This window comes from Paraburkholderia sp. GAS41 (genome assembly GCF_050436545.1).
Lineage (GTDB): Bacteria > Pseudomonadota > Gammaproteobacteria > Burkholderiales > Burkholderiaceae > Paraburkholderia.
In genome coordinates this window covers 352,069-372,035 of sequence record NZ_JBNDMK010000003.1, presented here as the reverse complement: position 1 = coordinate 372,035, position 19,967 = coordinate 352,069, and the positions used below count along the sequence as shown (strand labels likewise).

The 19,967-nt window shown below is 59.2% G+C and carries 16 protein-coding genes and 3 pseudogenes; 10 read left to right on the top strand and 9 right to left on the bottom strand.

Annotated features, from left to right (window positions below):
• Positions 1 to 164 precede the first annotated feature (164 nt).
• Positions 165 to 1,164: pseudogene (locus P3T43_RS07820) on the top strand (branched-chain amino acid ABC transporter substrate-binding protein); the annotation flags it as partial.
• A 131-nt stretch (positions 1,165 to 1,295) separates the two neighbouring features.
• Here the strand turns inward: P3T43_RS07820 and P3T43_RS07815 are convergent.
• Positions 1,296 to 2,507 (bottom strand): ROK family protein, encoded by a 1,212-nt coding sequence (locus P3T43_RS07815; RefSeq protein ID WP_429280465.1) that lies wholly within the window; start codon positions 2,505 to 2,507, stop codon positions 1,296 to 1,298.
• 237 nt (positions 2,508 to 2,744) lie between these two features.
• On the opposite strand from P3T43_RS07815, the gene P3T43_RS07810 reads away from it, so the two are divergent.
• The 3 genes and pseudogenes from P3T43_RS07810 to P3T43_RS07800 form a co-directional block, all read left to right on the top strand.
• Entirely contained in the window at positions 2,745 to 4,193 is a 1,449-nt protein-coding gene (locus P3T43_RS07810; protein WP_429280464.1) for an APC family permease, read from the top strand.
• Between the two features lie 29 nt (positions 4,194 to 4,222).
• Positions 4,223 to 5,194 carry an ROK family protein gene (locus P3T43_RS07805; RefSeq protein WP_429280463.1) on the top strand — a complete coding sequence of 324 codons (972 nt, stop codon included), beginning with the start codon at positions 4,223 to 4,225 and terminating at the stop codon, positions 5,192 to 5,194.
• Positions 5,195 to 5,277: 83 nt separating this feature from the next.
• Positions 5,278 to 5,490 (top strand): annotated as a pseudogene (locus P3T43_RS07800) (IS5/IS1182 family transposase); the annotation flags it as partial.
• A 130-nt stretch (positions 5,491 to 5,620) separates the two neighbouring features.
• Here the strand turns inward: P3T43_RS07800 and P3T43_RS07795 are convergent.
• The 7 genes from P3T43_RS07795 to P3T43_RS07765 form a co-directional block, all read right to left on the bottom strand.
• Positions 5,621 to 6,409: an enoyl-CoA hydratase/isomerase family protein gene (locus tag P3T43_RS07795; RefSeq protein WP_429280462.1), complete on the bottom strand. Its 789-nt coding sequence runs from the start codon at positions 6,407 to 6,409 to the stop codon at positions 5,621 to 5,623.
• A gap of 55 nt (positions 6,410 to 6,464) precedes the next feature.
• The gene (locus P3T43_RS07790; protein WP_429280461.1) at positions 6,465 to 7,370 is read right to left on the bottom strand and encodes an alpha/beta fold hydrolase; all 906 of its coding nucleotides are present in this window, start codon (positions 7,368 to 7,370) and stop codon (positions 6,465 to 6,467) included.
• A 47-nt stretch (positions 7,371 to 7,417) separates the two neighbouring features.
• The gene (locus tag P3T43_RS07785) at positions 7,418 to 8,527 is read right to left on the bottom strand and encodes a flavin reductase (RefSeq protein WP_429280460.1); all 1,110 of its coding nucleotides are present in this window, start codon (positions 8,525 to 8,527) and stop codon (positions 7,418 to 7,420) included.
• A complete protein-coding gene (locus P3T43_RS07780) occupies positions 8,524 to 9,660 on the bottom strand; it encodes an LLM class flavin-dependent oxidoreductase (RefSeq protein WP_429280459.1) in 1,137 nt (378 codons plus the stop codon). The genes P3T43_RS07785 and P3T43_RS07780 overlap by 4 nt, the downstream gene beginning before the upstream one ends.
• On the bottom strand, positions 9,587 to 9,952 hold the full coding sequence (locus tag P3T43_RS07775; protein ID WP_429280458.1) for a VOC family protein: 366 nt from the start codon (positions 9,950 to 9,952) through the stop codon (positions 9,587 to 9,589). The genes P3T43_RS07780 and P3T43_RS07775 overlap by 74 nt, the downstream gene beginning before the upstream one ends.
• 58 nt (positions 9,953 to 10,010) lie before the next feature.
• Positions 10,011 to 11,669 (bottom strand): AMP-binding protein, encoded by a 1,659-nt coding sequence (locus P3T43_RS07770; protein WP_429280457.1) that lies wholly within the window; start codon positions 11,667 to 11,669, stop codon positions 10,011 to 10,013.
• A 349-nt stretch (positions 11,670 to 12,018) separates the two neighbouring features.
• A complete protein-coding gene (locus P3T43_RS07765; protein ID WP_429280456.1) occupies positions 12,019 to 13,110 on the bottom strand; it encodes a porin in 1,092 nt (363 codons plus the stop codon).
• Positions 13,111 to 13,395: 285 nt separating this feature from the next.
• Here P3T43_RS07765 and P3T43_RS07760 point away from each other — a divergent pair, with 285 nt between their 5' ends.
• The 6 genes from P3T43_RS07760 to P3T43_RS07735 all read left to right on the top strand — a co-directional run bounded on the left by P3T43_RS07760 (position 13,396) and on the right by P3T43_RS07735 (position 19,494).
• A complete protein-coding gene (locus P3T43_RS07760; RefSeq protein WP_429280455.1) occupies positions 13,396 to 14,172 on the top strand; it encodes an IclR family transcriptional regulator in 777 nt (258 codons plus the stop codon).
• A gap of 468 nt (positions 14,173 to 14,640) precedes the next feature.
• On the top strand, positions 14,641 to 15,033 hold the full coding sequence (locus P3T43_RS07755; RefSeq protein WP_429280454.1) for a hypothetical protein: 393 nt from the start codon (positions 14,641 to 14,643) through the stop codon (positions 15,031 to 15,033).
• Positions 15,034 to 15,166: 133 nt separating this feature from the next.
• Positions 15,167 to 16,147 carry a quinone oxidoreductase family protein gene (locus P3T43_RS07750; RefSeq protein ID WP_429280453.1) on the top strand — a complete coding sequence of 327 codons (981 nt, stop codon included), beginning with the start codon at positions 15,167 to 15,169 and terminating at the stop codon, positions 16,145 to 16,147.
• A gap of 20 nt (positions 16,148 to 16,167) precedes the next feature.
• A complete protein-coding gene (locus P3T43_RS07745) occupies positions 16,168 to 17,016 on the top strand; it encodes a TauD/TfdA dioxygenase family protein (protein WP_429280452.1) in 849 nt (282 codons plus the stop codon).
• Positions 17,017 to 17,051: 35 nt separating this feature from the next.
• The gene (locus P3T43_RS07740) at positions 17,052 to 18,110 is read left to right on the top strand and encodes a 3-keto-5-aminohexanoate cleavage protein (RefSeq protein ID WP_429280451.1); all 1,059 of its coding nucleotides are present in this window, start codon (positions 17,052 to 17,054) and stop codon (positions 18,108 to 18,110) included.
• 49 nt (positions 18,111 to 18,159) lie between these two features.
• The gene (locus tag P3T43_RS07735; protein WP_429280450.1) at positions 18,160 to 19,494 is read left to right on the top strand and encodes an MFS transporter; all 1,335 of its coding nucleotides are present in this window, start codon (positions 18,160 to 18,162) and stop codon (positions 19,492 to 19,494) included.
• A 32-nt stretch (positions 19,495 to 19,526) separates the two neighbouring features.
• On the opposite strand, the pseudogene P3T43_RS07730 reads toward P3T43_RS07735, so the two are convergent.
• A pseudogene (locus P3T43_RS07730) lies at positions 19,527 to 19,853 on the bottom strand (3-keto-5-aminohexanoate cleavage protein); the annotation flags it as partial.
• Between the last annotated feature and the right edge of the window lie 114 nt (positions 19,854 to 19,967).

Sequence of the window (19,967 nt, the reverse complement as noted above, 5' to 3'; positions counted from 1 at the left end):
GCCCATCTTGATTGCCCCGTAGGTGAACCGGATTGACTCGAAGCCTCAACTCAGGTTCGATCGGCAGCGATCTCCATGACGACTCGACGCCGGGCCGCGAGCCCCTGTTCCGAGCGTTGCTTGACCAGTTCCAGGACTGCTCGCGGGGCGACATCGGGTGCTCCAGCATTGAATGGAGGCGCAGCGAGCACCTCACTATCGGCGGAAAACCTGTGCTTCTGCAGCTCGATTCACGGGACGCTGCAGCCGACCCGCGCACTGGCACCCAGATCGCCCAGCAGCTGGTAGACGATGGTGTGGTAGCGGTGGTGGGCGACATCAATTCGGGCGTGTCGATTCCCGCCTCTCGTATCTACAGCGAGGCGAGCGTGACACAGATCTCGCAAGGGTCGACCAATCCGGCGTACACCCAGCAGGGATTTCGCACGACCTACCGGCTCGTCGCCACCGACGCGCTGCAAGGCCCCGCTCTGGCGCGCTATGCTCTGGGTTCACTCCACGCGAAGCGCATAGCAGTGATCGACGATTCGACTGCCTATGGGCAAGGCCTTTCAGGCGAATTCGAGAAGGCCGTCAAGGCTGCCGGCGCGACGGTCGTCGCGCATGAGGCGACCAATGGCAAGGCGATCGATTTCCGCGCGATCCTGACAAAGATCAAGGCGCTTCAACCCGACGTGATCATGTACGGCGGATCGGATGCGACGGCAGGCCCACTCGCGAAGCAGGCGGCAGCGCTTGGCATGACTGCACACGTGGTAGGCGGCGATGGCGCCTGCACCGACAAGATGATCCAGCTCGCAGGCGACGCGATCGACAGCGTCGTGTGTTCCGAAGCCGGTCAGGCATTGTCGAAGATGCCGAAAGGCGCGGCGTTCGATCAGCGGTACGTGGCGCGCTACAAAGTGCCTATCGATGCCTATGGCCCATTTGCCTATGATGCCGTTTATGTCATCGTCAACGCCATGACTCGCGCGAATTCGACCGATCGCGCGAAGATACTTGCAGGCGATGCCTGCAACTCAATACAACGGTGTGATTGGAAAGATCGCCTTCGACCCACACGGTGACCTAAAGGATGCCGCTATCACGATCTATCAGTTCAAGGATCACCGTAAGGAAGTGGTCGATGTGATCCGGATGTCGATCTTCTTCCAGACGGTATAGGTAGCACGACGAAATACTATCCACTGATAGACCTGGACAAGACGACGTCCGACCTGGAAGCCAGACCCGCTGCACGACTTCTCACCGTGCAGCGACAGCGGTAGCATCCGTTGGCGCGGGCGTTTTCCTGGCTAGGTCTTGTAGCCGATGCGCTCGAAGGCCTTGATACGCGCGCGCTCGATGCCGTGCACGATCGCGCCGAGCAATACCGCGTCTGTACCGGTCGCGGACACGGCGAACTCGGGGACCGGAATCGGAAGCCATGAAGACAGATGCTCGCGAATAGCAGGCAGCATCAGCGCGCCGCTCCGACCAATGCCGCCTCCGAGTACGACCAGTTCCGGATCGAGAACCGGGATAATTGAAGCGAGTCCCCATGCAAGCTGGCGTGCTTCTTCGGTCAAGCACTGCTGCGCGCGGTCGTCGCCCGTCTGTGCGGCGATGAATACCTCTTCTGCATTGGATACTGCAAGCCCAAGACGCTGCGCGTACGCCACGATGCCCTTCGCAGCAGCAAATGATTCGAAGGTCCGACGGCCCTCGTCATGCATTTTGCCGCCAGCGGCCGGTGCTGAAGGCAGCACGGCGATTTCGCCGGCAAAGCCATGCGCGCCCCGATGCAGCCGGCCGCCCGCCACGATGCCCACGCCAATGCCGGTGCCAATGGACATGAACACGAAATTTTCCACCCCACGCCCGATACCGTGCCGCTGTTCGCCTAACGTCGCCAGATTGATGTCGTTCTCAATGACGATGTCGGCACCGAGCGCCGCACGCAGCGACGGAATCAGTCCAGCTTTTTCCCAGTCCGGCAGGTTAGGTGCGAGACGAAGCCGGTCGCTGCCCGCGTCGAGCACACCGGGTGAACCGATGACGGTCATCAGGACATCGTCGCGAGGCACGTTCTGCATGTCGAGCATCGCGTTGACAAGCTCGGCAATGCGGGTGACGTGTTGGGTCACGCGGGCGGGGGTGCGCTTTTCCATGCGCGAGACAATACCGCCCGTCAGATCGGCCACGGCGCCGCGAATCCATTCAGCGCCCACATCGATGGCGACCACAAATCCGGCGCGAGCCCGCGGCGCATAGAGTCGCGGCGAACGCCCCGCGTTGCCGGCGCGTACACCCGTCTGCTCGACGAGGCCCAACTGCTCGAGGTTACCCAGCGCAGCGGACACCGTCACCTTGGACAGCCCGGTGCTGGCGGCCAGTTGCGGACTGGACGCGGGTGCGAGCGACAACAGGTGCTGATAAATCGCCCATTCGTTGCCCTGACGGACGAATGCCGGCCCCCGGGTGACGGGAGCGGAGGACTGGATGCTCTTCAGAGTGTGCTGGTTCATGCGCGGCAAGGTTAGAGGATGGTCGATGCTATCAACGACCCTGTTCATCCGGCAAGCGGGAGCATGCGTGGACATTCCAACAGCGCCATGGTCGACGGATATGAGGGAATTTTGACGCATTTGCATTCGTAAAGAATCTTTCCTATCATTTGCAGCACGACACCACCAGAAAGAGGGGTGCCTACCCGGGCGTAGTCCCAGATAACGAGATGCGGCTCAGGCCGCAAGGAGACATTGATGAGCGATTCCACCTGGCGGGAGCGGTCCAGCAGTGCGAGTGCGGATGCAACCCGGACAGCTGATGCTGAAGAGCCGCATTTCCGGCGCTCGGTAGGGATGTTCCCGGCCATTGCTGTCAACATGATCCAGATTTGCGGCGTGGGGCCATTTCTGACCATTCCGGCCATCGTGGCGGTGATGAATGGGCCGCTGGCTGTCATCGGCTGGATATTCGGTGCGATTCTGGCCATGGCCGACGGTCTGGTGTGGGCCGAGCTTGGGGCAGCGATGCCAGGAGCCGGGGGCACATACCTTTATGTGCGCGAGGCCTTCCAGTACCGCACGGGCAAACTGATGCCGTTCCTCTTCGTCTGGACCGCGATGCTGTCGATTCCGCTCATCATGAGCACGGGCATCATCGGTTTTGTCCAGTACCTCGGATTCTTCCTGCCAGATCTTACGCCCTGGCAGGCCCATGCCATCGGCCTGCTGGTGGTCGCACTGGTGGTCTTTGCGTTGTACCGCCGCATCGAGTCGATCCGCGCCCTGAGTGCAGTGCTGTGGATCATCATGGTTCTGGCGGTCGGGCTGACGACTGCTGCGGCTTACTCCGATTTCCACATGAGCCTCGCGTTCTCCCTTCCGCCGGACGCGGGAAATATCGGCAAGTTCTTTACCGGGCTGGGCGCCGGGTTGATCATCGCCATTTATGACTATGCCGGCTACAACACCACGGCGTATATGGGCGATGAGCTCAAGAACCCGGGTCGTGTGATGCCCCGTTCGATCATCATCTCGATTCTTGCGATGATGGTGTTCTACCTCGCCATGAACATCGGTGTGATCGGCACGGTGCCGTGGCAGGAGGTCGCAAAATCAACCTCGGTCGCGTCACTTGTGGTGTCGCGTAACTGGGGGCATACGGCTGCGGCTTTCGTGACGGTGCTGATCCTGATTGCAGCATTTGCGTCCGTGTTCGCCGGCCTGCTGGGTGGCTCGCGTGTGCCGTTCTATGCGGCGCGCGATGGCGTATTTCTGTCGGCGTTCGGCAGGCTGCATGAAAAGCATAACTTTCCGCACGTGGCGTTGCTTGTCATGGGCGTGGTGACCGCCGCTGGAACGTTCTTCGATCTTACAACCGTGATCAACATGCTGGTCGCCGTAGCGGTTCTGCTGCAGTCGGTTGCTCAGATCGCAGCGTTGACCGTCCTGCGCCGGCGTCAGCCACAGCTCGTGCGGCCGTACCGCCAGTGGCTTTATCCGGTGCCGAGTCTGGTGGCCCTTGTCGGGTGGCTCTACGTGTTTTATGCGACCGACCATCAGTCGCAGATCATGTCGACCGGCTGGGTCGTGCTGGGCCTGGTTGCGTTTGTCATCTGGGCGCGGGTTGCCCGCCAGTGGCCGTTCGGTCCGAAGCACATTCGCGAAGCCTATATCGAGCGACAAAAGACTGCCTCCGGTAACTGAAAAAACCCATGCACACCACGGCCTCACCCATGCAACATTCCAGCTACGACGACGGCTTTCTGCTCGCGATTGACTTTGGCGGCACAAAGATCGCGATGGCGAGCGTCACCGCATCGGGGCAACGCATTCACGAAACCGAGATTCCGACGTTGGCAGAGGAGGGTGCTGAGCGGGTGCTGGCACGAATGTTCGAAGCGGCTTCGTCCATCCTGTCAAACACGGCTGTTGAGGTCGGTGGTTCACTGCTTGTTGTTGCTGCTGTGACGCCGGGAATCGTTCAATCGGACGGAATTCATCTCGCTCCGAATAACCCCGGGTGGGAACGACTTCGCCTTGCGCAGCGTCTGCGCGAAAGGTTCGGCATCGAATCCGTGAGCGTCGAAACCGACGTGAAGGCGGCGGCGCTCGCGGAGGCGCGATGTGGGGCGCTCGCTGACGTTGAATGCGGCCTGTATCTGAACGTCGGAACTGGGCTTGCGGCGGCTGCGGTCATCGGTGGCAAGGTGTTGCGTGGCGCGCATGGCGCAGCGGGCGAAATCGGTTATCAGTTGCGCGGCGCGCGGGACGAGGTCCCGTTCGCAGGAGGTGGCGCGCCTCTGGAAAATTTCATTTCAGGGCGCGCGATTGCCGAGCGGACCAGCGTCCTGCTCGGACGCGCAGTGAGTACGCGGGAAGCGTTCGAACTCTCAAAGTCCGTCCCACAGGTCGCCGCGTTGATCGACGATGCACTTGATGGGCTTGGCGTGCACGTCGCCAACATGGCGCTTCTGCTCGATCCGTCGCGAATCGTGGTTGGCGGTGGTATGGCTCGGGTTCCCGGTATTGTTGCGGCGATCAGATCGCGGCTTGAAACTGCAGTCCCGTATCCACCCGAGGTTGCGGTAGCCGCTTTTGGTAACAGGGCGGCATTGCAGGGCGCGATTGTCGCGGCAATGGACGCGTGGGCTGGGGGAAAGGTATCGTGCGGTAATACCCGACGCCCGGCTGCGGTTGCTGGGTGACCTGTGGGCAGGGCGACGCTATGGCGTCGTCTATTGCTATCTGGCCTCGGCAGACATGTCCTTGATGAACTGGCCGACCATGCAAGGCTGTTTCTGACTTCCGTTGAGACAACGGCATTGGCATTTGCAACGTGTGTCGTCGCTTCGTGATGCCGTGCTGTGAGCTGAAGCGGTTCTCGCAAGCGCCAGTCGCCATTGACGGCAGCAGGTTCAAGACAGTCAATACAGGTGATCGCCACTTCACCGAGAGCAAGGTCGATAAGCGCCAGAAGGAGATCCAGGAGAGCATCCAGCGGTCGCGACACAACGGAAGCGGCAATTGCTGGCTGTCATAGCACCCGCTGTTGCGACGAACGTCATATTCTCTCAAATGCATCGCTGATCAAACGGACTGCTGCCTGGCACCCTCGCCGCAATCCCGAGAAGCTATCGCCCAACGAATACGACGGGCTCTGGTTCCAGCCCGCGCTTCAACGCCTCGACTCGTGCGGTTCGGCCCGTGCGAGCGTCTTCGGTACCATGCAGCGGCATGGTGATATCTAGCAAGACGGTGTCGGCAGCGGGGACACCACCGCCGGCCCACGCCTTCAGAAGTGCACGGATCGCTGCATACGAACGTGTGGGTCCATTGGACAGCCGGGTAACCAGTGACGCTGCAGTACGCTCAACTTCCGCGCCGGAGCAAACAAAGGCAGCGACACCGAGTTCACCGGCCGTCTTGCCGGTCATGGGTTCGCTCAGCATCGTGTAGCGGGCGGCCACTGCGCGGCCGGCACGTTCTGCCAGGCGCTGTACGCCACCTGCTACCGGGGCGGAGCCGACCGAAGCCTCGAAGTGTTGAAAGATTGCGTCATCGGCAACCACGATGAAGTCGCACGCCAACGCCAGCTCGAATGCACCTCCATAGCATTTACCTCGAACCGCTGCGACGGTTGGAATCTGCAGGGCCTCGATTGCACGATACGATTGGTTCATCTCAGCAATGAACGTGCGCCAGTCGTTGGAGTCCTTATCAATGAAGTCGAGGACGTCGCCGCCGTGACTGAAATTCTCGCCTTCGGCGCGCACGATCAAAGCCCGGATCCCGGAACGACTTGCTTCGTGCACGGCATTTTTTAGTGCCTCGCAGAAGCGGTTATTGATCAGATTTAGCGGCGCATCGGTGAGAATGATGTGTCCAACATTACCTTGGCGTTCGAAACGGATAACGGACATGTGGAGTCTCCTGAAAGTTAATGGCGACGGAAATGAACGAAATATTTGTCTGCGACTACACAGAGTGAGCCGAAACAGAGGGCGATTGCCTTCTGCTTTCGATTTCCCCGGCACTAGCAGCCAATACAATGGAATTGAAGTACCCCGGTGCTTCCAGTTTTGGCATGTGACCGATTCCATCGAGTACAAAGAGCCACGAATTGGGTGCTGCCTCGTGAATGAGCCGGGCGTGGTTGTCTATAGGAGCGATTCGGTCGAGCTTGCCGGCGATGACAGCCATCGGCATCTGGACTGACTTGACCACAGACGGTGTATGCGCGGAGAAAAGCATGTCGACGGCTTGTGCCCAGCCAGTTGGCGTCACCCCATCCCTCAGCTTCGAAACAAGAGCGCGAATGAGCGGGTCGGCATTTGGTGCGATGAGCGCATCCACCACGGCGGCGCGCGCTTCGGGCGATTGGGCAGCGCCGCTTCGCATGAGCGCCTCACGCGCCGCGCCCCGTTCCTCTTCGGACAGATTACCGCGCGCGATATTGGGTGCGCTCAGGACGAGCGCTTTTGTCGCAGAGGCGTGCCGTGACGCGAAAGTCGCAGCAATCACGCTGCCCCACGAACTGCCGACGATGGTTGCACTCGAGATGTCTAGCGCTGACATCAGTTCCATGAGGACATCGGCATAATCCGCGGCGGAGGGGGTGTCAATGGCGAACGGGCTGCTTTGTCCAAACCCGGGGGCGTCCCACGCGACGACCCGATGGGTCCTGCTCAGTGCGCCGAGTTGCGCGCGGTAGCCTGAAGAATTCGAGCCAATGCCGTGCAGCATCACGACTGCAGGTGCCTGCTTTTCGCCAGCAGTACGGTAAGTGATCAGCCTGCCGTCATCGAGCTTGGGGCAATCCAGTTGCGTACGTTCAATATCGGGCAACGGGGTTTCAAGAAGTTGTCTGTCTGCTTCAGTCATGATTTAAATATGGCCAGATTGGAAGCTGTCGCGAACAATAAATCGCTTTACGCGGCACGCAAGGCAGCAGAGATTTCGTTCGCGGCGGCCTTGAGCGCTTCGGCGCACGGCCCGTCGGGCGCGGCGTCGAACTGATCGGCCGGGCCGGTCGCGGTCAGCGCCAGCACGGCCGTCCCGTTGGGCGTGAGAATGGGCACGCTGATGGCGTTGGCAAGCACGCGATCACCATAAAATGGCCCAGGGCGCCGCGTTGCAATATGCGAAGACCGGACGCTCTCAAGTATCTTGGCGAGCGACTCTACAGTGACGGGTAGTTCGTCATGTGCCCGGTGCTCGTTGTCACGCAGTTCCGCTGTCACGAACCGTTCGATGGCTTCTGGTGGCAGAAAGGCGGCAAGCGCCAGCCCCGAGGCAGACGACGTCACAGGCAGCACGAGCCCCAGCGGGAGGTCGGCGGCGACAGGCGTCGTGGCCGCTTGCCAGGCGATGACCGTGGGACCATGGTTGCCCCAGGCGACAAGCGCAAGCGTCTTGTCGAGCGTGCTCGACAAACGCAGCATCGATCGGCTCGCGAGCCGAACAGCATGGGGCTGCGACAGCATCGCACCTGCTGTCCCTAGTGGCGCGCGTCCCAGGTCATGCGGGTCGGCTACGAGGTACTGGCCTCCGCCGAAGACAAGTGGTCGGCTCCCGCTCTGGCGAATGTTTTCCACCGAGCCGACAAAAATCACGTGGTCACCGCCTGGAAAGCGCGAAACCACTTTGCACTCCAGCCATGCGCTGCAATCGCGCAGCAGCGGCAAGCCGTCGACACCAAGGTCGTGCTCAACGCCAGAGAATTTGTCCGGCGACCGGGTCGCAAAGTGATTGGCGAGACCGTACTGGTTCTCGGCCAGGATGTTGATGGTAAATCGCTCGGCATCCCGGAACGCCGGATGGCTGCCTGCGGAGGTTGCCTGGCTCCACAGTACGAGGGGCGGATCCAGCGAGACTGAGGAGAACGAATTGGCCGTGAGGCCATGCAATTTCCCCTCGGCATCGCGCGTGGTGACCACGGTGACGCCGGTGACGAACGAACCCAGTACGTTCCTCAACTGACGTTTGTCGAAAGTCGCGGACACCGGATGATCTGCGTTCGAAGAGAGGTTCGCGCTCATGCCAGAGCCTTTTGGCATTCACCGAACGCCGGCATAACCGATTCGTGAAAGAGACCGATCGATGTCCTCGCCTCGGAAATAGACATATCGCCGAACATGAACGTGCCGATGAGATAGTTGAACGCCCCAGCGTGTGCCTGTTCGAGCAGCTTTTCGCGGACCGTCTCCGGCCGTCCGACCACGGCAAGACCCGATTCCACGAGCGGCTCGAACGTCGGTGGCAGCTTCTGGTTCACGGGCTGCGTCCCATGCTTTTGCCAGAGCTTGAAAAAATTCGGATAAAAGACCGACCACGCGCGCTTGCCAATTTCCAGCGCTTCCTGATCCGTTTCCGCGACGACAATATAGCGATTCACACCCATGAGCGGTTCCGGTGCGGACGGATGTCGCGTTGCAAACTCTTCGCGATATCGATCGGTGATCGCCCGCACACGATGGACTGGGCCGGCGCACACAATGTTCATCTGCTCCTGGGCCGGCCAGACCGTTGACTCGGGCGATGCCAGCGCATACCACTTCGGAGGCGGAGTCTGCAGCGGCTTGAGTTCGATCGGCATGTCGTTGAATTGCCAGAACTCACCCTGGTAGCTGAGCGCGTCGGAACTCATATACCGCTTGATGATTTCATACGATTCGATGTACCGGGCCTGAGCCTTGGCGGGATCGATGCCGAGTGCCTCGATTTCATGCGGCGAGGCGCCTCGACCCACGCCGTACTCCAGGCGTCCGTTACTCAAATGGTCGAGCATGCAGATTTCCTCTGCAAGGCGCACCGGGTGATGGATCGGGAGGATATAGACGAGCGGACAGAGCCGGAGCCTTTTTGTCCGTTGCGCGACTGCCGAGAGAAACACGCTTTGTGACGGGCACGCGCTTAGTGGCGTCGAGTGGTGCTCCGACATGTGATAGGCGTAAAAGCCAAGCTTGTCATAAAGCTCGATGATTTGCAGGCGTTCTTCGTACTGCTTATAAATTGGCAGACCATTGTGATCGTTTTGATCAAAGATTCCGAACTTCATCACTTTTCCAATATAAAGAATTCGAGCGGCTTTTGATGGTTTAGCGAGCAGGAGCTTTGCTAAATATCTGGAAGATGTTCTCTTCAGGATCCTTGTAAGTGGCGACGACGCCATGGCTTCCCATGTCGCGGCGCGCGAGTAGCTCGCCACCTGCGGACGTGATCTTCTGGTGCAATTCGTCTGCTGCGTCTCCGGCGACCTGGAAGACAGGAACTGCGCCGACGGCTCCTGGCGCTGCTTCCTCTGCGCAACTCAGAGCAAAGGCACTCCGTTGCTCGCGAAATTGCGTCCACTTGTTCCCGTCGCGAAACTGGACCGGCATTCCGAGAACCTGTGTATAGAACGCATCGAGCCGGCCGGTATCTTTCGCGACTATATACACGGTCTGCAAATCGACTTTTGCCATAGGGAAGCTCCTGAAAATGAGGTGATGGGATGGATGCGATCTCGCGTAGTGGCGAGTGTCATGCGGTCTGTTGTTCCTTCAGATCGAGTTCGGCGCTCATGATCTGCCGGATACGGAATTTCTGGACTTTTCCCGTCACCGTAGTCGGGAACGAATCAACGAAGCGGATGTATCGGGGTACCTTGTAATGTGCGATCCGGCCTGCGCAATAGTTGCGGACGGCGATTTCGTCCAGAATGACGCCGTCCTTGGCCACAATCCATGCACATAGTTCTTCGCCGTAATGTTTGTCCGGCACACCGACCACCTGTACGTCGAGCACACCGGGACAGGTGTAGAGAAACTCTTCGATTTCGCGGGGATAGAGGTTTTCACCGCCGCGGATGACCATGTCCTTGATGCGCCCGACGATGTTGACGTAGCCATCGCGATCCATGGTGGCGAGATCACCTGAGTGCATCCAGCCTTCGGCGTCAATGGCTTCGCGTGTGCGGTCGTGCTGTTTCCAGTAGCCAAGCATGACTGAGTAGCCGCGCGTACAGAGTTCGCCGGTCTGGCCACGCTCGACAGTCTGGCCGGTCAGCGTGTCGACAATCTTGACTTCGAGGTGAGGCAACACCTGGCCGACCGTGGAGACGCGTTTTTCTAGGGGTGTGTCGGTCAGGCTCTGGCAACTCACGGGGCTCGTTTCCGTCATGCCATAGGCGATGGTGATCCCGGACAGATGCATCTCGTCGACCACCCGCTTCATGATCTCGATAGGACAGGGCGAGCCAGCCATGATGCCCGTCCGCAGACTGCTCATATCAAACTCGGCAAAGCGCGGATGATTGAGTGCGGCGATGAACATGGTTGGCACGCCATGCAAAGCCGTGCACTGTTCTGCCTGCACCGTTTCGAGTACGGCTTCTGCGTCGAAGCGTTCCGAGGGATAGACGATGGTCGAGCCGTGAGTCAGGCATGCGAGGTTGCCCATCACCATGCCGAAGCAGTGATACATCGGAACAGGGACGCACACTCGATCCTCATGAGTGAGCTTCATGCACTCGCCCACGAAGAATCCGTTGTTGAGGATGTTGCGATGACTCAGCGTTGCGGCCTTGGGAAGCCCGGTCGTGCCGCTGGTGAACTGGATATTGACGGCATCGTCCGGACGCACGGTGAGGCGTATGCGCTGAAGCGTCGCGCGGTCTACGTCTGCACGCAGCAGCTCGGAAAACCGTTCTGCGCCCGCCTGGTCTGGGCTGTCGGCTTCGTCGATCCACCAGATCTTCTTAAGACTCGGTAGCCGGGCCTTGCCCAGCTCGAGCAACATGCTCAGGTACTCACTGGAGCGGTATCGGATCATCGTCACGACGGCCTTGCACGCCACGAGGTTGAGCGCATGCTCCAGCTCGGAGGTCCGATAGGCCGGATTGATGTTGACGAGTATCAGCCCGGCTTTTGCTGTGGCCAACTGCATCATCAGCCAGGTGATGTTCGTGTGAGACCAGATGCCGATACGGTCACCGGGTTCAAGTCCAGAGGCGAGGAGTGCAGCCGCAAGCCGGTCCGACTTCTCGCGAAGCTCACCGTAAGTCAGGCGGATTCCTTCGTGACGGCTGACTACCGCTGAATGGCTACTTATCCTGGTGGCGACGTCGTCGAAGCAATCGCCAATAGTCTGGTCAATCAGCTCAGGAGCGTGTGCTCCGCGCTCATACGAAAGCGTGTTCATCGAAGTTCCCATGACTTCCACGGTACGGTTGTAAATGTCGGACATCGGAATTAATATTCAACAATAGTGAATGCGTGCATTATAGTTGTATATTAGGATGCGCAAGTTGACGTGTCAACCCGTGTTGGCACCTACCTTTGGCCGGAATTTCTGGTCCGGACAGGTTTGCCGATGCGATGTCAGGGATCGCGGGAAAACATATGAATACGAGAGGTAGGTTGCAACGAGCGTCGCTTTTCAGACTGAAGAAGAACGCCACGCTTGGTGTCGAGGCGTTCAATCAGATATGCAGGTGTAGAAGGGCGCGCGTACGCATGCCCGCTGTCAGCTTGCAGTTCGTGTGGCAGTCCTAAAAGTTGTGCTGAATACCAATTGAGACACCGATGATATTCCGGCCGGACGCGCTTCCGGCGGCAGCGAGCGAGGCGACGCCATTGGCACCCGACGCATGTTGGTATGTCACCTGCTGGTAGACGATCGTCTGTTTCGAAAAAAGGTAGGAATTAGAGAGGGAGATTGTCTTCCAGTTGCCACCGGCGAGATTTTCTACCCATCCACCAATCGCAACGACGTCGTCGGGTTGGACGGTCCAGTTGGCGCCCGCATCAACGGTGTTGGCATTACCCTGGCCGGTGGTCAACGTTATGCGTGATTGAGTAAAGGTCGTGTGCAACAGGACGCTGGCAATTTGATAAGACGCGCCAACGCCCCAGTTGACGAGCTTGTTAGCTACGACACCCTCGGCTTGGGGAAGTGCGGTCCCAAACAGCGACGGGAGACCTATGAAGCTGGAGAGCTCGAGAAAACGGTTATTCTCGTTCGCGTAAGTAGCGGCCAGACCCAGTGGGCCACCCTTATATTGAACGAAGAAAGAATAGTCCCTGCTCTCACCGAAATTGCCGGCTACATTTCCGAACGCAAATTCGGCTCCGGAAGAGAACCCGCCAATGGTCGGGCTGACATATTTGACCGCGTTGTTGAACTGGAAAAAGTTGGCTACTTCATCCAGGTTGCCCTCGTGCAGCGAAAGAATGTTCCCCAGAACGTAGGGCGTTTGATAACTTGCCAGAATGTCGTACATGAAGCTGGGTTGGTGACCGAGCGTCAATGTGCCGTAGGTGTTCGATTGCAGTCCCACGTAGGATTTTCGATTGAAGAGCGTGCCAGGAACCAGTGCCTGGCCATTGTTCAGCAGGAATTCATTCTGCAGGTCGAATACGGCGCGCAGCCCTCCGCCGAGATCTTCGATACCCCTGATGCCCCAGATATCTGGCGCATGGGTATTCCCCTCCTGGAACAAGGCGTGTCCGCCGACGTTGCTGATGTATTGCAATGCTGTGTCTGCAATGCCGTATAAGGTCACGCTGGATTGCGCGCTGGCGGTGCCGCTCACTGAAAGTGCCACGATCGCGGCTGCCACCGTACGTCCTGAAGTTGCCATACCCAGTCTCCAATCCGATTGCTTCTTCCGAATGCGTTATTTGAATGAGAATGAAACTAACATTTGTACTACTAATTAACTGAATGAAATCAACCGCATATCCAGAGTCTCTCCGGCTGCTCGCGTATCCTTGGACGCGCCATCCGCTGATGTTGCATTCAACAATAATGAATGTTACGATACATGTTGAACAAACTATAGGGGTGACCTCTATATGTGTCAACACAGGCACCGTCCGTGGAAACCCGGTGCGGTAAATTTCATGACTCTCCGTATGGCGCAAATATGAGCAATGTGACTTCAAGGCGCGGTATTCAGTCTGTCGAGATTGCGTTCCGGATCCTGTCGGCGTTGCAGACAGCCGTGCGCGCGCTTCCTCTGAAGGAAATCGCGGCGCTAGCCGAACTGTCGCCGAGCGCAACGAGCAACTACATGGTGAGTCTGGTTCGGACCGGCCTGGTATCACCGGACGAAAGATCCGGCTATTACAAGCTAGGGCCGGCGTCACTTGCTTTGGGGATGAGCGCGATCAACCAGCTGGACGGTTTTGATATCGTCCGGCGGGAGGTGATCGCCTTGCGGGAAGCAACGCTGAGCAGTGCGGCGGTCACCGCATGGACCGAAGATGGGCCGGTGAGTCTCTTCAAGCAGGAAAGCCAGACACGCAGCATTCTCGAACTGAGAACCGGGTTGATTCCGTTGGTGACGACGGCGGCAGGAAAGCTGTTCGTTGCCTGCCTGCACCCTTCGCGTACCGACGCCCTTATCGAACGTGAAATGCATTCAGAGCAGACGCAGACTCCCGCCTCGTTCCGGAAAGCTGCGGTCACTGAATTGCGCACCTGCGGCTTCACGACAGTACATCGCGGGGACATGGGCTACGTTTCTATCGCAGCCCCGATCTGGGACCGGGATGGAGATCTTCGATTTGCTATTAGCCTGATTGGATCACCCACCACGTTGCGCACGGAAGTGGAATGTAAAGAGGTCAGGGAGCTCATGGACAGCGCAAATCGAACGACGCATGCGCTGGGTGGAAAGGCACCTGCCGGAGTCGCATAGAAGCGGCTGGCGGCAACATGACCGCGCCCGGGTCACCGATAACAGGTGACCTTGGCCCCGAGGCTGGAAAAGCGGATTGCACGGGCTGAGAGATCGCGGCAGCAGGTGCGTTAGGAAGCGGCAGCGTCGCACGGTCGCGAGATGCGCCCTCAGTCTCCCGGCAAGGTTTCGGGAATCCAGACGGTTGTGGCGTTTCCATAAGTGCTGGGGCCTATCTTCGATCCTGCCCTTACGGCGGCTTTGGTCGACTAAAACTCGGGAACACCATCGAATGGCTCGCATACTTAATATGCCGTCATCTGCTGCTGCCTGCGCGCCCACCACCTGGCGCCTGAACATTCACGATGCACCTTGTCTACAGCCCATCCTCTTACTACGGTATGTAACAACGCTCGACTATCTATCTCCTGCGTCTTGCCTGACATCACGGCCCGGCAAGCAAGCTGCCGTCCTCACCGGAGTCTGGCCATGGACACGCTCGAATCCTGGCTGCGCCCTCTCGGGCTTGAGCAATACGCGCCATTGTTCGAATCCCACGGCATCGATCTGTATTCGTTGCCGCTTATCTCGGACAACGATCTCGCCGAACTCGGCGTGCTGCTCGGGCATCGCAGGCTTCTGCTAAATACGCTTTCCAGGCTCGACAACCACGGGCGCGCCGCTTCCCACTACCCAACCGGCTCGGGAACCAGGAGGCCGCGCGTCATCAGCACGGTCTCCGCAGCCAATGCGTACGCTCCTGTGTTCATGGCCACCTATAACGCGCAGTTCGCAACTCCAGCGAACGCAGTTGCCTTGATCCCGTGGACTAATTTAAATGTGAACCCGTTCAGCGGCCGCTTCGGTTTCCACTCGGGGTAACCCCAGGTGTCGCGTCATTTGTCGTCGAAAGAAAAGTGAATGTCATCAAATGTGAAGCGGTTATCGCAGCGCTCTCCCTACACTGGTCCAAACAGAAGGCGGCGAACGATAAGCTTTTCACAGGAGACGGCAGATGGCCAAGGCAGTACGTTTTTACGAACCCGGCAGCCCCGAGGTATTGCGCTACGAAGATGTCGAAGTGGGTGATCCTGGTCCGGGACAGGTTCGGATCCGCCACGCGGCAGTGGGTTTGAACTTTGCCGACACGTACTTCCGCAACGGCACCTATCCCATTCCGCTGCCCAACGGTATCGGTGTTGAAGCAGCGGGGTACGTGGAAGCGCTGGGGTCGGGCGTCACCAACGTCACAGTGGGCGACCGTGTAACTTACACCGGCTTCACCAACACCCTTGGCGCCTATAGCAACGAGCGACTCGTGCCGGCAGCGCCACTCATCAGACTACCGGACGCCATTACGTTCGAAACAGCAGCGGCCATGACCATGCGCGGTTTGACCTCCGCCTATTTGATGCGCCGCATCTATCCGTTCAAGGCGGGCGAGTCCATTCTGTTGCATGCTGCCGCTGGCGGCGTGGGACTGATCGTCTCGCAGTGGGCCAGACTGCTCGGTCTGACGGTGATCGGTACCGTCTCTACCGAAGAAAAGGCGATCGTGGCCCGTGCTCACGGTTGCGACCACGTCATCAACTACAGCCACGAGGATGTGGCGAAGCGGGTGCGCGAATTGACGGACGGCGGGGGCGTGTCCGTGGTGATCGATAGCGTGGGGAAGAACACCTTCATGAGTTCGCTGGACTCGCTAAAACGCCGAGGGCTGTTGATCTGCGTGGGCACCGCGAGCGGGACCATCACGCCGTTCGATCCGCAGATTCTGGCCATGAGGGGGTCGTTGTTCGTGACGCGCCCGGCGCTCGCCGACTACATCGCCGACCCCGCTGAGAAGGCCGAACTCGCCAGCGAAATCTTCGGGCACATCACGGCCGGGCGCATCAGGATCGAGATCAATCAGCGTTATGCATTGCAGGACGCCGTTCAGGCGCATCGCGACCTTGAGGCACGCAAGACCACCGGGTCTTCCGTCTTTGTCGTCTGAACCCATCCACGGAGGCAAACATGCGCGTTGAACCATTGACCTGTGCCATCGGCGCCGAGTTGATCGGAGTGAATCTGAGCAATGCGGTACGCGACGATGATCTGTTCGCCGAGATCAAGTCGGCCTTGTTCATGCACAAGGTACTCTTCCTGCGGGATCAGAGCTTGAGCCGCGCGGATCATGTTGCATTTGCGCGCCGCTTCGGGGAACTGGAGGATCATCCGGTACTGGGAAGCGTGCCCGATCATCCCGGCCTCGTGCGTATTTACAAAACGCCGGAACATCCTCTCGACCGGTACGAAAATGCGTGGCACTCGGATGCGACGTGGCGCGAAATTCCCCAGTTTGGCGCGGTGCTCCACTGTATCGAGTGTCCACGAGTGGGCGGGGATACGATGTGGACGAACATGGCGCTGGCTTATCAAAACCTGCCCCAACACATCAAGACGCAGATTGCCGACCTGCGTGCGCGCCACAGCATTGAAGCGAGTTTCGGTGCGGTGATGCCGATCGAAAAGCGCCTGGCGCTCAAGGCGCAGTTCCCCGACGCAGAGCATCCCGTAGTGCGAACCCACCCGGAAACGGGCGAGAAAATTTTGTACGTGAACGGCTTCACCACTCACTTCACCAATTTTCATACGCCTTCACGCGTGCGTTATGGCCAGGACGGCAACCCCGGCGCGGCTGACCTGTTGCGCTATCTGATCAGCCAGGCCTACATCCCCGAGTATCAGGTGCGTTGGCGCTGGACAGCGCATTGCGTGGCGATCTGGGATAACAGCGCGACCCAGCACTACGCAGTTATGGATTACCCGCCCAGCCACCGCAAGATGGAACGCGCCGGGATCATTGGTACGCGGCCTTTCTGACGTCCTGTTCAGCCATCCTTTTCAGAGCTCATGCCATGAACTTCCTCGACGGTCACCTTTTCCCCGAAAACCAGCAACCGCTGATCATCACGGCCGCACCCTATGCGCCTTCCTGGGTGCCGTCCGACTTTCCCGAAGATATTCCGGTCACCATGGACGAGCAGATCCAGAAGGCCGTCGATTGCTACAACGCCGGCGCGACCGTGCTGCATCTGCATGTACGCGAACTGGACGGTAAGGGCAGCAAGCGTCTCTCGAAGTTCAACGAACTGATTGCCGGTGTGCGGCACGCTGTGCCCGAGATGATTATTCAGGTGGGCGGCTCGATCAGTTTCGCACCGGAAACGGAGGGCGCCGCTGCAAAGTGGTTGAGCGACGACACGCGCCATATGCTGGCTGAACTCGATCCAAAACCCGATCAGGTGACGGTCACCATCAACACCTCGCAGATGAACGTGGTCGAGCACTGGGACTATAAGGACACGAAGGGTACGTCGATGGAAGACCCCGTCGTCTACAACGCCTACAAGGAAATGACCGTACCGGCCCAGCCAGGCTGGGCCGAGGAGCACATCCGCAGACTGAACGCCGCCGGCATTCAGAGCGCGTTTCAGTGCTACAACATCAACAGTTTCGATTCAGTCGAGCGATTGATGCGACGTGGCATATACAAAGGCCCGCTGGTGATGAACTGGGTCGCGATTGGCGGCGGCATGGACGTGCCGAATCTGTATAGCCTCGCCAATTTCGTGCGCGCGGTACCCGACGGCGCCGTGCTCACCGTGGAAAGCTCGATGCGCAATGTGCTGCCAGTCAATATGATGGGCATTGCAGCGGGCCTGCACGTGCGCTGCGGTATCGAGGACAATCTCTGGAACCAGTTGCAGACCGAGAAGATGTCCACAACGGCGCAGATAGAGCAGTTGGTGCGCATCTCGCGCGAGTTCGGCCGCGAAGTCGCTACCGCCCAGCAGGCACGCGAGATCAGCAAGATCGGCGTGTTCTACAAGACAGTGGAAGAAAGTCTGCAGCAAAACGGTTTTGCGCCGAACCGGAACGGCGGCCATCAAGGCTTCCTGCGAAAGGTGGCTTGAATTTCGGTGGCTTGAATTCGCCCGGCCCGCTAAAAACAGGAGACGCAGCATGATGCCCACTTCGACCACGGTCGCGCCGACCGCGGGGGACGACTATCTGGTCGGGAGAACGCAGGCCTGGTTCGCGTTTGCCATGACCTTTGCGTTGATGCTGTTCGACTACATCGACCGGCAAGTCATCGTCTCGCTCTTCCCGCACATCAAGGCCGAGTGGAACCTGAGCGACAAGGAATTGGGCGCGCTCGTTTCCATTATCTCCATCGTGGTGGCGATTGGCGGCATTCCTGTCGCTTTGCTCGCAGACCGGTTGAGCCGCGTGAAAAGCATCGTGGCCATGGCTACGACGTGGAGCCTTGCCACTATCTGCTGTATGTTCGCGGGCACGTACGCGCAGTTGTTCGTGGCGCGGGCGGTGGTTGGTGTAGGCGAAACAGGATATGGGTCCGTGGGTGCTGCGCTGCTGTCCAATCTCTTTCCCAAGCGGATGCGCGGCACGCTAATGGGCGCGCTCTTTGCCGCCGGTTCGCTCGGTTCGGTACTCGGTGTGGTACTGGGAGGCGTGGTCTCGTCCAGATGGGGCTGGCAAGCCGCATTCGGCGTGGTGGGCCTGCCTGGGCTAGTGCTTGCACTGCTATATCTGCTGGTACGCGACTACAAAACGGTCGAGCTCGCGCCGCAGCGCAATCAGATCGAGCAGTCGCTGGGCGGCACGCTCAGGCATATCTTCGGAAGCCTTGCGGCAACGCCTACGTTGCTGTGGGTCTGTGCGGCGGCGGCAATGCAACTGATCGTGGTATCGGCCATCTGGTCCTGGCTGCCGAGCTTTCTTAATCGTTTTTACGGCGCTGCGCCGTCTCAGGCTGGAAAGCAGACGGCGATGGTCATTCTGGCGGGCGCATTCGGGTGCTTCATCTGGGGTGTCGTGATCGATCGGCTTTCCCTGCGGCGCCCCCGCAACAAGTTGCCCTTGCTGAGTGTGTTGTGTCTCGCCTCGCTGGCGGTCCTGATGTTTGCGTTCAACGGGCCGCTGGTGGGCACGGCACAGTTGCGACTGATCGTGCTGGGTGGCTTCTTCATGACGTGTACGGTGGGCGTCGTGCCGGGTCTCGCGATGGACGTCATTCATCCCGGCGTGCGTTCAACCGGCGCGGCTGTGCTGTCGTTGTTCCAGAATCTGTTCGGCCTTGCCGTCGGACCGTTCCTGCTCGGTGCGCTATCCGATTGGTGGGGATTGCGCGAAGCGCTAGCAGTCGTGCCGGTCTTCAGCATTCTCGCAGCCTGCTTCTTCATCAAGGCCGCGCGAAGTTATGAACGCGATGCCGCGCGTGTTTCGGCTATCAAACTCGATGCGGTGGAGAGTGCGACGAGTCTCGCGGCGGCGTGAACGCGGATCATCGGCGTTGCGCGACGAGAGCAAGAAACGCCCGGGCGCAGGCAAGCAATGTACTGCCGCTCCTCCACGGGCATATTGGGAGCGCCACCCGTGGTCAGGTTGATCACGACATTCGAGCGCTTCCTGATGCTCGGAAGAAACTCCATGAAGAGCTTGGGGTCCTGCGACGGCTGTCCGTTATGCGGATGACGCGCATGCAGATGCACAATGGAAGCACCTGCTTGCGCGGCGTCCACCGCGGCGTTCCCGATGTCGGATGCGCTGATGGGAAGATACGGCGACATGGAGGGCGTGTGAATCGAACCCGTCACCGCGCAGGTGACGATGGCCTTCTTTTGCCTGGCTGACATAAATCCTCTCGGTGTGAGTTTGACGCAATGCCCCAACGATTATTCAAACAAAGGATTTCACACGATTGGACATTTGACGACAGACAGTTATCCGTTGACGACATGCCACGCCGA

Coding starts and splice junctions, on each gene's coding strand:
- P3T43_RS07735 (WP_429280450.1), top strand. CDS start 18,160: ATGATGCCCACTTCGACCACGGTCGCGCCGACCGCGGGGGACGACTAT.
- P3T43_RS07815 (WP_429280465.1), bottom strand. CDS start 2,507: ATGAACCAGCACACTCTGAAGAGCATCCAGTCCTCCGCTCCCGTCACC.
- P3T43_RS07770 (WP_429280457.1), bottom strand. CDS start 11,669: ATGAACACGCTTTCGTATGAGCGCGGAGCACACGCTCCTGAGCTGATT.
- P3T43_RS07775 (WP_429280458.1), bottom strand. CDS start 9,952: ATGGCAAAAGTCGATTTGCAGACCGTGTATATAGTCGCGAAAGATACC.
- P3T43_RS07765 (WP_429280456.1), bottom strand. CDS start 13,110: ATGGCAACTTCAGGACGTACGGTGGCAGCCGCGATCGTGGCACTTTCA.
- P3T43_RS07810 (WP_429280464.1), top strand. CDS start 2,745: ATGAGCGATTCCACCTGGCGGGAGCGGTCCAGCAGTGCGAGTGCGGAT.
- P3T43_RS07745 (WP_429280452.1), top strand. CDS start 16,168: ATGCGCGTTGAACCATTGACCTGTGCCATCGGCGCCGAGTTGATCGGA.
- P3T43_RS07780 (WP_429280459.1), bottom strand. CDS start 9,660: ATGGCGTCGTCGCCACTTACAAGGATCCTGAAGAGAACATCTTCCAGA.
- P3T43_RS07750 (WP_429280453.1), top strand. CDS start 15,167: ATGGCCAAGGCAGTACGTTTTTACGAACCCGGCAGCCCCGAGGTATTG.
- P3T43_RS07790 (WP_429280461.1), bottom strand. CDS start 7,370: ATGACTGAAGCAGACAGACAACTTCTTGAAACCCCGTTGCCCGATATT.
- P3T43_RS07795 (WP_429280462.1), bottom strand. CDS start 6,409: ATGTCCGTTATCCGTTTCGAACGCCAAGGTAATGTTGGACACATCATT.
- P3T43_RS07805 (WP_429280463.1), top strand. CDS start 4,223: ATGCAACATTCCAGCTACGACGACGGCTTTCTGCTCGCGATTGACTTT.
- P3T43_RS07785 (WP_429280460.1), bottom strand. CDS start 8,527: ATGAGCGCGAACCTCTCTTCGAACGCAGATCATCCGGTGTCCGCGACT.
- P3T43_RS07755 (WP_429280454.1), top strand. CDS start 14,641: ATGGACACGCTCGAATCCTGGCTGCGCCCTCTCGGGCTTGAGCAATAC.
- P3T43_RS07760 (WP_429280455.1), top strand. CDS start 13,396: ATGAGCAATGTGACTTCAAGGCGCGGTATTCAGTCTGTCGAGATTGCG.
- P3T43_RS07740 (WP_429280451.1), top strand. CDS start 17,052: ATGAACTTCCTCGACGGTCACCTTTTCCCCGAAAACCAGCAACCGCTG.